The sequence below is a fragment of the Pseudotabrizicola sediminis genome, from assembly GCF_004745575.1.
Taxonomy (GTDB): Bacteria; Pseudomonadota; Alphaproteobacteria; order Rhodobacterales; family Rhodobacteraceae; genus Pseudotabrizicola; species Pseudotabrizicola sediminis.
On record NZ_RPEM01000007.1, the window covers coordinates 118,840 to 133,589 of the forward strand.

General features: G+C 63.1%; 18 protein-coding genes. 3 read left to right on the top strand and 15 right to left on the bottom strand.

The features are described from left to right. Positions 1 to 10 precede the first annotated feature (10 nt). From urtB to EEB11_RS11680, 5 genes are all read right to left on the bottom strand, one after another. Positions 11 to 1,984, bottom strand: a complete 1,974-nt coding sequence (urtB, locus tag EEB11_RS11660) for an urea ABC transporter permease subunit UrtB (protein ID WP_135431517.1) — start codon at positions 1,982 to 1,984, stop codon at positions 11 to 13. A gap of 74 nt (positions 1,985 to 2,058) precedes the next feature. Continuing rightward, positions 2,059 to 3,336 (bottom strand): urea ABC transporter substrate-binding protein, encoded by a 1,278-nt coding sequence (gene urtA, locus EEB11_RS11665; RefSeq protein WP_135431519.1) that lies wholly within the window; start codon positions 3,334 to 3,336, stop codon positions 2,059 to 2,061. A gap of 408 nt (positions 3,337 to 3,744) precedes the next feature. Then, complete coding sequence (gene ureG / locus EEB11_RS11670; protein WP_135431521.1) at positions 3,745 to 4,389, bottom strand: urease accessory protein UreG; 645 nt, start codon at positions 4,387 to 4,389, stop codon at positions 3,745 to 3,747. Then, the gene (locus EEB11_RS11675) at positions 4,386 to 5,021 is read right to left on the bottom strand and encodes an urease accessory protein UreF (protein ID WP_135431523.1); all 636 of its coding nucleotides are present in this window, start codon (positions 5,019 to 5,021) and stop codon (positions 4,386 to 4,388) included. Before EEB11_RS11675 ends, ureG begins: the two co-directional genes overlap by 4 nt. 8 nt (positions 5,022 to 5,029) lie before the next feature. Beyond that, a complete protein-coding gene (locus EEB11_RS11680; protein WP_135431525.1) occupies positions 5,030 to 5,599 on the bottom strand; it encodes an urease accessory protein UreE in 570 nt (189 codons plus the stop codon). Between the two features lie 105 nt (positions 5,600 to 5,704). Between EEB11_RS11680 and EEB11_RS11685 the strand changes: the two genes are divergently transcribed. Next, complete coding sequence (locus EEB11_RS11685) at positions 5,705 to 5,884, top strand: hypothetical protein (protein ID WP_135431527.1); 180 nt, start codon at positions 5,705 to 5,707, stop codon at positions 5,882 to 5,884. Between the two features lie 7 nt (positions 5,885 to 5,891). Here the strand turns inward: EEB11_RS11685 and ureC are convergent, their stop codons facing one another. From ureC to EEB11_RS11735, 10 genes are all read right to left on the bottom strand, one after another. Next, positions 5,892 to 7,643 (bottom strand): urease subunit alpha, encoded by a 1,752-nt coding sequence (ureC, locus tag EEB11_RS11690; RefSeq protein ID WP_135431529.1) that lies wholly within the window; start codon positions 7,641 to 7,643, stop codon positions 5,892 to 5,894. Between the two features lie 16 nt (positions 7,644 to 7,659). Beyond that, on the bottom strand, positions 7,660 to 7,974 hold the full coding sequence (locus tag EEB11_RS11695) for an antifreeze protein (protein ID WP_135431531.1): 315 nt from the start codon (positions 7,972 to 7,974) through the stop codon (positions 7,660 to 7,662). A gap of 11 nt (positions 7,975 to 7,985) precedes the next feature. Beyond that, complete coding sequence (locus EEB11_RS11700) at positions 7,986 to 8,291, bottom strand: urease subunit beta (RefSeq protein WP_135431533.1); 306 nt, start codon at positions 8,289 to 8,291, stop codon at positions 7,986 to 7,988. Positions 8,292 to 8,301: 10 nt separating this feature from the next. Beyond that, positions 8,302 to 8,874, bottom strand: coding sequence for a HupE/UreJ family protein (locus EEB11_RS11705; RefSeq protein WP_135431535.1), 573 nt, complete (start codon positions 8,872 to 8,874; stop codon positions 8,302 to 8,304). A 13-nt stretch (positions 8,875 to 8,887) separates the two neighbouring features. After that, positions 8,888 to 9,190 carry an urease subunit gamma gene (locus tag EEB11_RS11710; protein WP_103333107.1) on the bottom strand — a complete coding sequence of 101 codons (303 nt, stop codon included), beginning with the start codon at positions 9,188 to 9,190 and terminating at the stop codon, positions 8,888 to 8,890. A 10-nt stretch (positions 9,191 to 9,200) separates the two neighbouring features. Then, positions 9,201 to 10,031: an urease accessory protein UreD gene (locus EEB11_RS11715; protein WP_135431537.1), complete on the bottom strand. Its 831-nt coding sequence runs from the start codon at positions 10,029 to 10,031 to the stop codon at positions 9,201 to 9,203. A 164-nt stretch (positions 10,032 to 10,195) separates the two neighbouring features. Further along, the gene (locus EEB11_RS11720) at positions 10,196 to 10,840 is read right to left on the bottom strand and encodes a sugar transferase (protein WP_245298881.1); all 645 of its coding nucleotides are present in this window, start codon (positions 10,838 to 10,840) and stop codon (positions 10,196 to 10,198) included. A gap of 163 nt (positions 10,841 to 11,003) precedes the next feature. After that, positions 11,004 to 11,927, bottom strand: a complete 924-nt coding sequence (gene rbsK / locus EEB11_RS11725; RefSeq protein ID WP_135431541.1) for a ribokinase — start codon at positions 11,925 to 11,927, stop codon at positions 11,004 to 11,006. Positions 11,928 to 11,930: 3 nt separating this feature from the next. Then, complete coding sequence (locus EEB11_RS11730; RefSeq protein ID WP_135431543.1) at positions 11,931 to 12,383, bottom strand: RbsD/FucU family protein; 453 nt, start codon at positions 12,381 to 12,383, stop codon at positions 11,931 to 11,933. A 97-nt stretch (positions 12,384 to 12,480) separates the two neighbouring features. Then, a complete protein-coding gene (locus EEB11_RS11735) occupies positions 12,481 to 13,155 on the bottom strand; it encodes a Crp/Fnr family transcriptional regulator (protein WP_135431545.1) in 675 nt (224 codons plus the stop codon). Positions 13,156 to 13,294: 139 nt separating this feature from the next. On the opposite strand from EEB11_RS11735, the gene EEB11_RS11740 reads away from it, so the two are divergent. Together EEB11_RS11740 and EEB11_RS11745 are read left to right on the top strand one after the other, a co-directional pair. After that, positions 13,295 to 13,696, top strand: a complete 402-nt coding sequence (locus EEB11_RS11740; RefSeq protein ID WP_135431547.1) for a hypothetical protein — start codon at positions 13,295 to 13,297, stop codon at positions 13,694 to 13,696. Positions 13,697 to 13,739: 43 nt separating this feature from the next. After that, positions 13,740 to 14,744: a sensor histidine kinase gene (locus EEB11_RS11745; RefSeq protein ID WP_135431549.1), complete on the top strand. Its 1,005-nt coding sequence runs from the start codon at positions 13,740 to 13,742 to the stop codon at positions 14,742 to 14,744. Positions 14,745 to 14,750 lie beyond the last annotated feature (6 nt).

Sequence of the window (14,750 nt, forward strand, 5' to 3'; positions counted from 1 at the left end):
AGCATGACGTTCAATCCCCCGCCGCGCGGCCCTTGAGGGCGATGATGCCCCTTGGGCGGAACTGGATGAACAGGATGATGAACAGGATCATGTAGGTTTGGGCTGCGAGGGTGTTGGAGGGGTTGAGGAACTCGATCCCCTTTTGCAGCGTGCCGATCATCAGCGCGCCCGCCAGCGTGCCCCATATGTTGCCAACCCCGCCGACCACCACGGTCATGAAGCTTTGCACGATATAGGCCTGGCCGATCTCGGAGGTGACCTGCGCAAACAACCCGATGGCGATGCCCGCGATGCCCGCGATGCCGGAGCCAAGGCCAAAGGTCAGCATGTTGATCCGGTCGGGGTTGATGCCCATCGATGCCGCCATCGACGGGTTTTGGGTCACCGCCCGCACCTCCAGCCCCAGACGAGTGCGGTTCATCAGCCAGAGGAAGAACAACAGGAACAGGATGGCCAGCACGAAAATCGCCACCCGGATATAGCTGATCGACACAATGTCGTTGAAGCTGAGCGCGCCATCCAGCCACGCGGGCGAGGTCAGCGGTCGGGCCTGCGTGCCGAAGATGTTCTTGGCCAGCTGTTGCAGCGCGATCGAGATGCCGAAGGTGGCAAGCAGCGTTTCCAACGGGCGCTTGTACAGATGCCGGATCACCAGCCGCTCCATTGCGACTCCGGCGAGGAAGGTCACCAGAAAGGCCAGTGGCAGGGCCACAATCAGCGACAGGGTGTAGTTCGGGATGAACAGCTGCACCACATAACCGGTATAGGCCCCCATCATGATGAATTCGCCATGCGCCATGTTGATCACCCGCATCACGCCAAAGGTGATGGCAAGACCGATGGCGGCCAGAAAGTAGATCGAGGCCAGCGACAGCGCATCGAGTGCCAGATCGGCCATCTGCATTGCGGCGAGCTTGACCTCGATCCCGGTCAGCACGTCCTGAGCGGCGGACGTTACGGCGGTGTCGGGTTCCGAATAGGTTTCCACAAAATGATGGTCGGCGACGATCTGCGTCACCTCTTCATCGGTGGCCGCAACCGGCACCGAGCCTACCACCTCCAGCGCGGTATAGGCGCGGTTGCGCGCGCTTTGGGTGTTCAGATCGGCCAGCGGAATGCCCGCGACGGCGCCGTCAACGATGTTGGCCGCCAGCGACGCTTTCAATTCGGCCGTGGTGAGGCGTGCGGGTGCAAGGTTGGCTGCGACCAGCAGATCATAGGCTTCGGTCTCGGTCAGGTCGCTGCCGGGCTGCAGATCACGGGCGATGTTGCCCTCGATTTCCGTGCCAAGCGGTGCGGCGCGGCGGGTGACGGCCAGAAGCGGGTTCAACGCGCCCCGCAGGTCCAGCCCCAGATCGCCCGCGAAGCTTTCAATCGCGGCAATGCGGGTGGCGCTGTCGGGGTCAAAACGCAGGGTCAGCAGGCGGTTCAGACGGTCTTTCTGGGCGCGCAGGGCGGGGTCGGTCTCGGCCTCGATCGATGCACGAAGGGGGGCCAGCAGTTCTGGGGCAGGATCGCGGGCGATGGTGGTCAGCGCATCGGCGCGGCGGGCACGGTCGGGGTCGTTCAGCTGGAACTGGACCAGTGCCGTGGCGATCACCCCGCGCACGCCGGCATTCGGGCGCAGTTCGGTGATGTCGGCGCGGGGCGCGATGCCCGCATCGGTTCCGTCAAGCGTGCGCAGGGCATAGCCACCCTCGGCCTCGGCAATCAGCACGAAGGCGCCGTCGGACTTGCGGATACCAAGACCCCGGTTGGCCCAGGCCGACAGGATCACCAGCGCCTGCGGGTCGCCGCTGGCGGCAAGCGCCGCGATCACCGGGCCAATGGTCTGGCGCGACGGCTTTTCGATCTGGGCGCGGTTTTCTTCGACAATTGCGGCGGCAAAGGGGACGTCGGCCACCACCGGGCCGGTCTGGGCAAGACTGCCAAACGGGATGAGCGACAGCAGCGCAAAAAGGACGGCAGCAAAGGCGGCGCGCATGGGTGGGCCTTGTTTTGGGAAGGAGAGGTCGTGTGGATCGGGCGGGAAGCGTTTTGCCCCCCGCCCGAATGCGATCAGTAATTGGATTTGATCTGCACGCAGGTCTTGGTCTCGGTGTTGTACATACCGCAGTCAAGCTCGGCCCAGTCAGCCTCCAGCACGGCGGATTCCGGCAGGAAGTCGGTCCAGGCATCGCCCGGGACCGGATCGGTGGACGACACGATATCAAACTGGCCATCGGCGCGGATCTCGCCGATCAGCACCGGCTTGGTCAGGTGGTGGTTCGGCAACATTTTGGCGATGCCGCCGGTCAGGTTCGGGGTTTCCAGACCGTACATCGCGCTGCGCACCGCATCGACATCGGTGGTGCCTGCCGCCTCGACCGCCTGAACCCAGAGGTTGAAGCCGATCACATGCGCTTCCATCGGGTCGTTGAACACGCGGTTTTCATCGGCAAAGGTCTTCCACTTGGCGATCCATTCGGTGTTGAGTTCCGATTCCGCCGACTGGAAGTAGTTCCATGCCGCCAGATGTCCGACGAGGTTGGAGGTATCAAGGCCCGACAGTTCCTCTTCGCCAACCGAGAAGGCCACGACCGGAATGTCATCGGCGGAAATGCCCGCCGCGGCCAGTTCCTTGTAGAACCCGATGTTGGCATCGCCGTTGATGGTGGAGATCACACCGACCTTTTTGCCATCAGCGCCCAGAGCGACCACATCGGCCACGATCTTGGACCAGTCGGAATGGCCAAAGGGCGTGTAGTTCACGAAGATATCGGCCTCGGCAATGCCCTTGGACTTCAGATAGCTGTCGAGAATGTTGTTCGTGGTGCGCGGATAGACATAATCAGTGCCGAGCAGGGCGAATTTCTCGACGCCCAGTTCCTCAAGGAAATAGTCGGTGGCCGGAATGGCCTGCTGGTTTGGCGCGGCACCCGTGTAGAATACGTTCTTTGAGGATTCCTCGCCTTCATACTGCACGGGGTAGAACAGCAACCCGTTCAGCTCTTCAATCACCGGCAGCACCGATTTGCGCGACACGCTCGTCCAGCAGCCGAACATCACATCGACATTCGACACCGTCATCAGCTCGCGCGCCTTTTCGGCGAACAGCGGCCAGTCGGATGCGGGGTCGACCACCACCGCCTCCAACTGTTTGCCCAGCACGCCGCCCTTGGCATTCTGTTCGGCGATCAGCATCAGCATCACGTCCTTCAGCGTGGTTTCCGAAATCGCCATCGAGCCTGACAGCGAATGCAGCACACCTATCTTGATCGTCTCATCCTGTGCGATGGCCTGCCCTGCCGTCATGGCAATGGCAGAGGCCAGCAGCGCTCCCTTGAAATTCGACATGGTTTTCCCTCATTGGGCCGCACAAAGCCCGGGGCCTTCCGTTCTTCCGGAACGGCCTGTCCTGATGCGGCAACGTTGTTGCACCCCGCGCCGTGGTGGCGATTCGACCCTTCGCCGCCGCCACAGCACATTCATTGTTCTTGTGCCGTCCGGACCCGGACGGCCCTGCCACGAAAGCGTCATTGCCGCGGTGCGGCAAGGTGTGGGGCGCGTCCGGCGCGCAAGGCTCTGGCAGGTCACAGGTTTTGCTATCGGATTGGGCAGATGCGCGGGCAATCGCGACAAAATCAGGCGGACTGCAGCAAATGCAGGCGACTCAGGCGTGGAATTTGATCAATAAGTGATCATGCCGTGAAAAACCCCGGACGGGCCGGGGCTTTCACTCAGGGTGCGCCGCAAAGGGTGCTGTCAGGTCACTTTTGCGCTGTCAGCCAGGGGTCGCAGCGTCAGACCGCCCTCGCGTTCCAGAAAGGCGACCACCTCGGCCACGCCATGGCCATCGCGCAGGCGGGCCATGATGTAGGGGCGAGTGCCCCGCGCGCGGGCGGTGTCGGATTCGAGCAAAACCGGGTCGACACCGACGTAAGGCGCAAGGTCGGTCTTGTTCACGATCAGCATGTCCGACCGCGTCACCCCCGGCCCGCGTTTGCGCGGAATGTCCTGCCCGGCGGCGGTGTCGATCACATAGATGGTGATGTCGGCAAGCTCGGGGCTGTAGGTCGCGGCCAGATTGTCGCCCCCGGATTCGATCAGGATCAGGTCCAGATCAGGGTGCAGACGGCGCAGATCGGCGACGGCGGCCAGGTTGATGCTGGCATCCTCGCGGATGGCCGTGTGCGGGCAACCGCCGGTTTCCACCCCCCTTATGCGATCGGCGGGCAGTACCTGCGCACGCAGCAGGTAATCGGCATCCTCACGCGTGTAGATGTCATTTGTGATCACCGCCATCGAACAGCGCGCGCCAAGCGCGCGCGCCAGATGTTCGGTCAGAGTGGTCTTGCCCGCGCCCACCGGGCCGCCGATCCCTACCCGCAGGGGGCCATTCACGCTCATGTCCTGAAAATCCTTACGTCCATCGTTTCATGTGCCAGTGCCGAAAGATCCGCCCCCAGTGCAGACGACGCCAGATCCTCAAGCGTCAACAGGGTGGCCTCTGCCGACAGCGCGTCGATCACCTGGTGCAGCGATGCCAGCACCCCCTGCCCCGCCTCTTGCCCCAAGGGCATGAAGCGCATTGCGATCGAGGTCAGGTTGCTGGCAAACGCGTGCAGATACAAGGCAGCCACCTGTGCGGGGGGCAGAGACAGGGGTGCCGCCGCCTCTCCCACCGCGACCGGCAGGCAGCGGGCGGGTAAAACGCGCGTCGTCAGGGCCGCGACCGTGCGGGCAAAGGCGGTGCCCTGCTCCAGCGTTTCAGACAGCCGCTCGGACGACGGTTGCAGGGCGCGGGCAAGATCGTCCAGCGCGCCGTAATCCGCGTCTGACCGCAAAGCCTGCACCAACAGGATCGCATCCTGCCGGCCTGCGCCGAACTGCAACACCTCGGTCAGCCATTGCCGCAAGCTGGCGGCATCGGTCACCTGCCCGGATGAAATCGCCGACTCCAGCCCGTGCGAATAGGCAAAGCCGCCGGTCGGAAACGCCGGGGACAGCCATTGCACAAGGCTCAACAAGTCCTGGGTCATGCTGCAAATCAGACTTTGTCGTGCGGATGATGATGATCGGCATGGTCATGATCATGATGATCATCATGGCCATGGCTGTGGCCATGCGAATGACTGTGCGCAGACGCATGGCTGTGCCCGCCTTCCGGCCCGTGGTCATGCCCCATCGGGCGCCCCATGCCATAGGCGCCAACTTCCGGCGTAAAGGGGGCGGACAAGGCCTGCACTCCGGCCCCCAGCTGACGCAGCATCGCCTCGAGCACATGATCAGCGCGGATCACCAGTCGCGCAGGCTCCACCTGACAGGGGGTGTGGCGGTTGCCGATGTGCCAGGCGTAGCGGGCAAGGTCTGGCCCGGTGATTTCCAGCACCGCCTCTTGCGCGGCAGTCACGCGCACTGTGCGGCCATCTTCCAGCTCAAAACCCCAGACCGCATCCAGATTGGTCACTTCCGGCAGATCGACCAGAAAGCCATCCCCCCGCGCGGTAACCAGCCGCTTGCGGCGGATCAGACGCTCGTCATAGCTCAGCACCACCTCGTCATGGCAGGTGGCGGGGGCGTCTTTCAGCAGATGGCGGGCGGCAGGCAGATCGGTCATGTCTTATCCTCGGTTCGAAAGAAAACGGGGCGGCCGGGAAGTGGTAGGAAGTCTTTAACCCCTTCAGAGCAATCTTGGGCAAGGCAACCGCTGAGGGAGGGTTGGATGCAATCATTGGACCTATCAAAAGAACTGGCAGATGTGCGCGCCCAGATTCTGAAGCTGAAACGGCGTGAACTCCAGCTGCAAAAGGAATTGCTGGCAGCGGACGGTGCGGAGTCTGCGGTGCGCCCCGGCTGGCCCATCCGGCGCAATCGACCCGCCCTGAGCAGCACCCTGCAGTGACGGATCTTCAGTACAGGAAATAGCGCTGTGCCAGCGGCAACTCCTCCGCCGGTTCGCAGGTCAAAAGCACGCCATCCGCCCGCACCTCATAGGTTTCCGGGTCCACCTCGATGGAGGGTGTGGCGGAATTCAGCTTCATGTCGGATTTCTGCACCCCGCGCGTGCCTTTGACGGCAAGGGTCTCCTTGGCCAGCCCAAGCCGCGTGCCGATGCCGTCTTCCTGTGCGGCCTCGCTCACGAAGATCACCGCATTTCGCTCCACCGAACGGCCATAAGCGCCGAACATCAACCGGCTATGCACCGGCTGCGGGGTGGGGATGCTGGCATTGGGGTCGCCCATCTGTGCCAGAACGATCACGCCGCCCATCAGCACCATTTCGGGCTTGGCCCCGAAAAAGGCCGGGCTCCACAAAGCCAGATCGGCGCGCTTGCCGACCTCGATGCTGCCGATATGGGCAGCGATGCCGTGGATGATCGCCGGGTTGATGGTGTATTTCGCGATGTAGCGACGGACACGCAGGTTGTCATTGGCCCCTTGCTCACCCTCCAGCCGGCCGCGTTGCAGCTTCATCTTGTGCGCGGTCTGCCAGGTGCGGGTGATCACCTCGCCGACCCGGCCCATCGCCTGACTGTCGGAGGCCATCACCGAAAACGCGCCCAGGTCGTGCAGGATATCTTCGGCAGCAATGGTCTCGCGGCGGATGCGCGATTCCGCAAAGGCCACATCCTCGGGCACCTTGCGGTCCAGATGGTGGCAGACCATCAGCATATCCAGATGCTCTTCGATGGTGTTGACCGTATAGGGCATCGTCGGGTTGGTCGAGGATGGCAAGATGTTCTGCGAACTGACCACCTTGATGATATCAGGCGCGTGCCCGCCACCTGCGCCTTCGGTATGAAAGGCGTGGATGGTGCGGCCCGCGATGGCCTTGAGCGTGTTTTCAACAAAGCCCGACTCGTTCAGCGTGTCGGTGTGGATCATCACCTGCACATCCATCGCATCGGCCACTGTCAGGCAGCAATCAATCGCTGCGGGCGTCGTGCCCCAGTCTTCGTGCAGCTTCAGGCACGACGCGCCCGCCCACACCTGTTCTTCCAGCGCTGCAGGCAGCGACGCGTTGCCCTTTCCGGCAAAGGCCAGGTTCATCGGCAGAGCATCGGCGGCCTGCATCATCCGGCCCAGATGCCATGGCCCCGGCGTGCAGGTGGTGGCCAGCGTGCCATGCGCGGGCCCGGTGCCACCGCCAAGCATGGTTGTCAGCCCCGAATGCAGCGCATCGTCGATCTGTTGCGGGCAGATGAAATGGATATGGGCATCAAAGCCGCCAGCGGTCAGGATGCGCCCTTCCCCCGCGATGATCTCGGTTCCCGGCCCGATGATCACATCCACCCCCGGTTGCGTGTCGGGGTTGCCGGCCTTGCCGATCACCGCGATCTTGCCATCGCGCAGGCCGACGTCGGCTTTGTAGATGCCGGTATAGTCCACGATCAGCGCATTGGTGATCACGGTATCCATCGCCCCCGCCGCACGGGTGGTCTGGCTTTGGCCCATCCCGTCGCGGATGACCTTGCCACCGCCGAACTTGACCTCTTCGCCATACATCATGCCGTTTGCGCCAAAACTCGCGGTACCGCTGCGTTCGGCGATCAGGTCGCGTTCAACCTCGATGATCAGGTCAGTGTCGCCCAAACGCACCCTGTCGCCCACGGTCGGCCCGTACATATCGGCATAGGCGGCACGGGAAAGCAGATACGGCATGGGGGAAACCTTTCTGTCAGAACGGGTTTTTTGGCCCGCTGCGGGTGAGGCGGCGGGCATTGGCGGCAGTGGCGCGCTTGACCGGGGCAAGGGCTGCCTCGGCGATATCGGTGGCAGAGCCGCCGGACAGGGCGGATTTCTGGGCAGCAGCCCCGGCCTTCACCGTGGCGCGCATCTTTTCAGACACCATCCGGGCATTTTCACTGGGCGAGACAGTCCAGACCCCGGCCATTCCCATCATTCGCATGGCAATCACGCTTTGCGCCTGCACCAGCATGGTTGCAGTGTTCATCGACAGGCGCATCAGATCGAAGGGGGAAAACGGGGGCATGGCACAGGCTCCTATAATGCGCCCATGACATGGGCGTTGAAGCCATACACATGCCGCGTGCCGGACAGCGGCACAAGGCGCACCTCTCGGGTTTGACCCGGCTCGAAACGCACAGCCGTCCCTGCAGGAATGTCGAGTCGCTGCCCGCGCGCGGCGTCCCGGTCAAAAGACAGACCGGGGTTGGCTTCGGCGAAGTGGTAGTGGCTGCCAACCTGCACCGGCCGGTCACCGGTGTTGGCGACCATCAGGACGGTGACCGGCGCCTGCGCGTTCAGGATCACATCGCCATCGACGGGAAAGATCTCTCCGGGGATCATCGCGATGTCCCTATGAAAAGGCGAGCGCAAGGCCCGCAACGGCTGTGCCAGCCCCAAGCGCCCGCGTGGCCCCGCGTGCGGACAGCGCGTTCAGCGCCAGCCCAAGGCCAAGCCCGGCGAGGTGAAGTGCCATGGTGGCAAGGGCAAATCCTGCGCCATAGACCATCAGCCCGGCAGCCGGGCCTTCGGTGCCATGCGCGTGGCCGTGGAACAGGCCGAAAACCGTCACGATGCCCACCCCAAGGGCCAGCGGTGCGCGCCATGCCAGCGCCGCCAGCAGGCCGATCAGCACAATCGACGCCAGAATCATCGGCTCTACCCCCGGCAGGCCGATGCCCGTTGCCCCCAGCCCGCCCCCCGCCAGCATCGCAGCCACAAAGGCCAGAGGCAGGGCCAGCAGCGCCCGCCCGCCGGTCACCGCAGCCCAAAGGCCCACAGCCACCATTGCCAGCACATGGTCCGCCCCACTAACCGGGTGCATTACCCCCGACAGGAAAGGCGATCCGCCATGGTCGCCCACATGCGCCAAGGCTATTTGCGGCACCAGAGCAGCGGCAGCGAGCAGGAGTGAAAATCGTTTCATATCAGGGCCTTTCTCAGCGGATCGGGTGGTGGACGGTGACAAGTTTGGTACCATCGGGAAACGTGGCCTCGACCTGCACCGAATGGATCATCTCGGGCACGCCGGGCATGCATTGATCGGCGGTGATCACGGTTGCCCCCGCCTCCATCAGGTCGGCGACACGGCGGCCGTCGCGCGCGCCTTCGACCACGTAATCGGTGATCAGGGCAATCGCCTCGGGGTGGTTCAGCTTGACGCCGCGCGCCAGCCTGCCGCGCGCGACCATGGCGGCCAGGCTGATCAGCAGCTTGTCTTTTTCTCGGGGGGTCAGGTTCATGGGCTCTCCTTCACATCTGCCAGACACGCGGCAGGGGCTGACCCCGGCGCAACACGGCAAGGCAACGGGCCACCTGGCGGCGCAGCGGCCAGCCATCAGCCGCCATCATCCGCAGCATCAGGCGACCATCCGGGGCCGAGGCAGCGGCTGTCACCCCTGCCTCATCCAGCACGGCGCGGACAGGGTCCAACAGATCGGCCACGCCCTGCCCCACCATCGCCACCGAGGCAAAGACGCGCGCGCCCGCCAGCCCCGCCGCCCCGGTCTGCAAGGCCCGATCCGTCAGCACCAGCGGTTCCACCATCACCGGGCGGCCCGACTCGCGGATCTCGCGCCAGTCGCGCAAGGCGACACGCGCCACTGTCTCACCCATCGCGGCCCGGCCCAGCACCACGCTTTCCAGCAGCAGGCAACCGGCACCGGGGGCCAGATCAAGCGTGGTGCGACGGTCAAGGCAGCTGCCGTCAAACAGAATGGTTTCCTGCGGCACCCAGTCCAGCCAGCCATCTGCGCCAACGGTCATCGCAACCCGCACCCGCGCAGCCCCGCCCGACGAGCGGTAGGCCCGCTCTGCCGTCTGGGTGGTGGCAACAGCCCGTGCCCGCGGCCCCAGTGTCATCGCATATGACAGCGCATCGCCCCCGGTCAGCCCACCGGATGTGTTCAGAAACACCACCTCGGGTGCTCCGCCCCGCCCCACGGCCCCATACGGCAAAATGCATTTGGCCGATCCCTGCTGGCGCAGGCCTGTCAGCCGCATGCCGGCAGTGCCATGCTCCAGCGCCACCGAGGCTTCACCCCGGCTGCGCTGCATCGGCTGGTTGATGGGTATCGTCAGCATGGCACCCCGCTTTGCGACACGCTGCGGCGCGGCACGGGCAGGCTCAATGCGTGACAGGGTGCGAAGGCCGGGAAGAGGGGGGGGGCACAGCACATAAGCTAAAATACAAGGCGCAAGGCTTAAAAATTAGACTCTTGGAAAAAACGGGCGGAGCAACTGCCCGATCAATACGCACCACGTGCCAAAGCGACAGCGCCAAAGGTACGGAAGATCAGCGCCAGATCGCCGCGCAAGCTGGCGGTTCGCAGGTAGGCCACATCCATTTCCACCATCTCGTCAAAGCTGATATCCGCCCGCCCCGACACCTGCCACACCCCGGTCAGACCCGGCAGCCCCGCCAGCCGTTGCATGGCAACGGGCGGATAGACCGCCACCTCTTCCGGTAAGGCCGGACGCGGGCCGACCAGCGACATCTCGCCCTTCAGCACGTTCCACAGTTGCGGCAACTCATCGAGCGATGACCGGCGCAGAAAGCGCCCCACCGGGGTGACGCGCGGGTCGTCCTTGTGCTTGAAACACACCCCGGCGCGGTCTGACTCTCCCAAAAGGGCGGCGCGCCTGCCTTCGGCATCGGGATACATGCTGCGAAATTTCACCATACGAAACCGGCGACCGTCGCGCCCGACCCGGGTTTGAAAAAACAGCACCGGGCCGGAAGAAGACAACCTGACCGCCAGGATCAGCACGACAATCAGCGGCAAGATCACCGGCAAGGCCAGCACGATCAAACCAATGTCCAGCAGGCGCTTATGCCGTGCGGGTGCCAAGGATGGCAGAGTTTGTGACTTTGAAAATGACAGCGGCGACATGGCAAACATCCTTTAGAACGCGCATCGGACGGCCCCGACACCCGCTTTCATACCCAAAATGCTTACAACTGTGTCAATTTTTAAGCAATGTTTAGGGCCCCATCACAAAAAACGGCGTTACCACCCGCAAATCTTTGACAAGACCGTCAACCGCCCCGGGGTCTTAGTGCCCGCGCAAAAACGCATCGACCTCGGCCCGGGACGGCATCGAACTGGCGGCACCATGGCGGGTAACCGAGATGCCTGCCACCGCAGCGCCAAAGCCCAACGCGTCCTGCATGCTGGCCCCTTGCGACAGGGCGACGGCAAGGCCGCCGTTGAACGCATCCCCGGCCCCGGTGGTATCGACCACCGGCCCCGGCGCGCGGGCGGGCACGTGCAGACTGTGCCCGTCCTTGCGGTACAGAACCCCCTTGGCCCCCAGAGTGATGATCGCCGCCCCGACACCGCGTTCGATCAGCCGGTCAGCCGCAGCCTCGGCATCGGTGAAGGTGGTGACGGTCACGCCGGTCAGCCCCTCTGCCTCGGACTCGTTGGGGGTGATCAGATCACACAAAGCCAGCATCTGATCGGTCAGCGCGGCGGCAGGGGCCGGGTTCAGAATGGTGCGCACCCCGGCATTGCGCGCGATTTCAAGCCCGTGTTGCGCCGCATCAAGCGGCTGTTCCAGCTGGGTCATGAACACGGCAGCGCCTTCGATCAGGGGGCGCCGCGCCTCGACATCGGCGACAGAAATCCGCGCGGCCGCCCCTTGCGCGACGATGATCGCATTCTGCCCGGTCGCCGCTTCCAAAAAGATGAAGGCCGACCCGGTGTAGCTGTCGGGGTCTTCGGTCACCTCTGGCACGACACCCGCATCTTTCCACAGATCGCGCGCCATGGCGGCAAAGGCATCCTGCCCCAGCCGGGTGATGATGTGCACATCCCCCCCCGCCCGAGCCGCAGCAACCGACTGGTTCGAGCCCTTGCCCCCCGGCCCCAGCATGAAATGCTGGCCCAGAATGGTCTCTCCCAGACGCGGCAGACGGTCGGCGCGGTAGGCGGCATCTGCCACGAAAATTCCAAGAACGACGATCTTGTGTGACATGACTCAGACCTCCGGCCCGATCACGCCCTTGCGCAGCATGATGCAGCCATAAAACCGCCGCTCGCCGGTCTGGATCACCGCATAGGCCCCTTTGGCCAGATCGTAGAAAGCAAACCGTTCGATCCCCGGCAAGGCCCGGGGCATGCCTTCGGCGCGGTCGACCTCGGCCTGAACTTCAGCCTGTACTTCGGGCACCGTGTCGGGTTCACCCACCACCTGCATGCGCCCGGCAAAATCGGGCACAAAGGTGTCCAGCGGCAGCACGGTCAGGATCGCCTGAACTGCCTGTGCAGCACTCAGATTCTCCATCCGCAACAGACGGCCCGTGACGGTGCCGCGCGCAATACTGTCTGCCGGGAAATTGGTATCGACCACAACGACATAGTCGCCATGCCCCATCGCCCGCAGCGCGCCCAGAACATCGGCGTTGAGCCGGTGATCAATCCCCTTCAGCATCGTCGTCCCTCTCGCTGCGGCGCGCACAGAGCACCTTTTTGACTGCACATTGCCCTGATGGGCAGCGCGCTGCAAGAGGGGCAGGCACATCGGACCGCTAGAGGATGGGCCGCTTTTCTGCCGGGCCGTCGCCCAGATTGGCCAGCTCGGCCAATGCGTTGCGATCGGGAATGTGCAAAATGCCGCGCGACCAGTCCATCAGCCCCGCCGCGCGGAACTTCTGCAACCGCTTGTTGGTGTGCACCAATGACAGCCCAAGCGCATCGGCCATATCCTGCTGGCGGTAGGGCAACGACATTTTGCCATCGCTGACCAAGCCAAGACTTTCCCCGCGCCGGAAAATCCGCAAAAACGCCCAAGCCAGTGCGGCAGAGGCATCGCGCTGACCGATGGTGGCAACGGTTTCGCCCAGAAAATGCTCTTCGACTGCGGCGATCCATGTCAGATCATAGGCCCGCGCCGGATTGGTCTGGAACAGGGACCACAGCGTATTGCGGTCAAAGACGCACAGAACCATTGGCGTGACAGCTTCGACAGAATGCCCCATCTCACCCATCAGGCCGGCCTGAAGCCCCAGAAAGTCGCCGGGGAAAATCAGGTTCAAGACCTGCCGCCTGCCGTCTTCCAATGTCTTGTGACGCAGGCCGAGTCCGCTCAGCACGGTGTAAAGCTGCGCGCTGGACTGACCTTCAGACAGTATGGTGGCACCACGCTCGACCGAAAGCTCTCCCTTCTTGAAACGTTCCATGAAACGGATTTCATCTTCGGTCATGGGCAGAAACGCTTCGCATTGGCGCAAAGGGCAAGACCGGCAAGGTGTTTTCAATTTTTCCTCCGCGACTATGTCACAGTTAAATGCACAAAGCCGCCTTTGGTTCCATGACACTCCTTAGATTTCCCAGGAGGGTAACATGCCAAAGACGATCCTGGTCCAGGACCCTGACGTGCTGATCAGCCTCGATCTGGCGCAAACCGTGATGGAAGCCTGGCCCGACGCCAGCGTAATCCTGTGCCGCGATGTGCCGCAGATTTTGGCAGTACTGACCAACGGGCAACGCCCCGACCTGCTGATTTTAAACCAGTCGCTGCGCAGTGTGCGTGGGTACGGGTTGACCAGTCTGGTGCGGCACTCCCGTGCAAAGATGCTTTTGACAGGGGCCGATGACGATGACGCCGCGGAAATTGCCGCACTCGGGTGGCACGCGCTTGACATGCCGTTTTCTGCGGCGCAAGTGCGACATGCCCTGCATGACGCCTGCCCGGACCCCGAAGTCCGCAGGGAAAACCGTTGCAATGCGATTGGCTTTGGATAACGTCTGCCTGCCGCCGGGGCGGGACCGGACATAGGGTAACGGAATGAAACAATTGCGACTTTGGGCCGTCGCTGAGCGGAGCCCAGTCTATCAGATTGCGTTTGCCTGTTCTGCAATTGTTATTTCTGTTGCCTTGCGCCATTATCTTCACTCGGCCCTGCCGCCGGGTTTTCCCTATGTGACGTTTTTTCCGGCCATTATTCTGACCGGATATTTTGCCGGAACCAAAGCCGGGATTGCGGTTGCCGCCGTCTGCGGTCTGGCATCTTGGTACTGGTTTCTTGCGCCGGAAAACAGTTTTGCGATATCGCCCCAGATCATTCTGACGCTTGTGTTTTATCTTTTCATCAGCGGGACGGAATTGGTGCTGCTTCATGCGATGCGCAATGCGCTCATCACACTGGAAGATGAAAAAAACCGGTCGAACACGCTGGCACAGGCCAACAAGACGATGTTTCACGAATTGCAGCATCGGGTTTCGAACAATTTGCAGGTCGTGGCCTCGCTGTTGAAAATGCAGCGCCGCAATGTTGTGGATGAAAGCGCGCGGGCGGCGCTGGATGCGGCCTCGGCCCGGCTGCAGGTGGTTGCCAGCATTCAGCGCCAGCTGCACAACCCCAAACGACAAACCACCGATATGGGGCAGATGATGCGCGAACTGCTGCCCGAGGTGGTCAGCAGCTCTTCCCAATCCGAGCGGTTCACGCTTGATTTCGATATCGAACCGGTGGTCGTCACCGGCGACCAGGCCACGCCGCTTGCGTTGATCATTGTCGAACTGGTGTCGAATGCGGTTGAACATGCGGCGCGTGATGTCGGCAAGACCCACCTTCTGCTGACCATGCGCAGCCGCGGCAATGAAGCGATTGTCATCGTGCAAGATGATGGCAACGGTCTGCCGCCCGATTTCGTGCCGGAGAAATCCCGCAGTCTGGGGCTGCGGGTGGCCTTGCAGTTCACCGAACAGCTTGCAGGCCGGCTGGTATTTGAAACCATCAACGGCACCCGCGTCACCCTGACAATTCCGCTGGACAGTGACAGCAGATAACCTGTC

Bases quoted from the DNA above. Each gene is read 5' to 3' on its own strand.
- urtB (WP_135431517.1), bottom strand. From the start codon at position 1,984: ATGCGCGCCGCCTTTGCTGCCGTCCTTTTTGCGCTGCTGTCGCTCATC.
- urtA (WP_135431519.1), bottom strand. From the start codon at position 3,336: ATGTCGAATTTCAAGGGAGCGCTGCTGGCCTCTGCCATTGCCATGACG.
- ureG (WP_135431521.1), bottom strand. From the start codon at position 4,389: ATGAGCGTGAATGGCCCCCTGCGGGTAGGGATCGGCGGCCCGGTGGGC.
- EEB11_RS11675 (WP_135431523.1), bottom strand. From the start codon at position 5,021: ATGACCCAGGACTTGTTGAGCCTTGTGCAATGGCTGTCCCCGGCGTTT.
- EEB11_RS11680 (WP_135431525.1), bottom strand. From the start codon at position 5,599: ATGACCGATCTGCCTGCCGCCCGCCATCTGCTGAAAGACGCCCCCGCC.
- EEB11_RS11685 (WP_135431527.1), top strand. From the start codon at position 5,705: ATGCAATCATTGGACCTATCAAAAGAACTGGCAGATGTGCGCGCCCAG.
- ureC (WP_135431529.1), bottom strand. From the start codon at position 7,643: ATGCCGTATCTGCTTTCCCGTGCCGCCTATGCCGATATGTACGGGCCG.
- EEB11_RS11695 (WP_135431531.1), bottom strand. From the start codon at position 7,974: ATGCCCCCGTTTTCCCCCTTCGATCTGATGCGCCTGTCGATGAACACT.
- EEB11_RS11700 (WP_135431533.1), bottom strand. From the start codon at position 8,291: ATGATCCCCGGAGAGATCTTTCCCGTCGATGGCGATGTGATCCTGAAC.
- EEB11_RS11705 (WP_135431535.1), bottom strand. From the start codon at position 8,874: ATGAAACGATTTTCACTCCTGCTCGCTGCCGCTGCTCTGGTGCCGCAA.
- EEB11_RS11710 (WP_103333107.1), bottom strand. From the start codon at position 9,190: ATGAACCTGACCCCCCGAGAAAAAGACAAGCTGCTGATCAGCCTGGCC.
- EEB11_RS11715 (WP_135431537.1), bottom strand. From the start codon at position 10,031: ATGCTGACGATACCCATCAACCAGCCGATGCAGCGCAGCCGGGGTGAA.
- EEB11_RS11720 (WP_245298881.1), bottom strand. From the start codon at position 10,840: ATGTCGCCGCTGTCATTTTCAAAGTCACAAACTCTGCCATCCTTGGCA.
- rbsK (WP_135431541.1), bottom strand. From the start codon at position 11,927: ATGTCACACAAGATCGTCGTTCTTGGAATTTTCGTGGCAGATGCCGCC.
- EEB11_RS11730 (WP_135431543.1), bottom strand. From the start codon at position 12,383: ATGCTGAAGGGGATTGATCACCGGCTCAACGCCGATGTTCTGGGCGCG.
- EEB11_RS11735 (WP_135431545.1), bottom strand. From the start codon at position 13,155: ATGACCGAAGATGAAATCCGTTTCATGGAACGTTTCAAGAAGGGAGAG.
- EEB11_RS11740 (WP_135431547.1), top strand. From the start codon at position 13,295: ATGCCAAAGACGATCCTGGTCCAGGACCCTGACGTGCTGATCAGCCTC.
- EEB11_RS11745 (WP_135431549.1), top strand. From the start codon at position 13,740: ATGAAACAATTGCGACTTTGGGCCGTCGCTGAGCGGAGCCCAGTCTAT.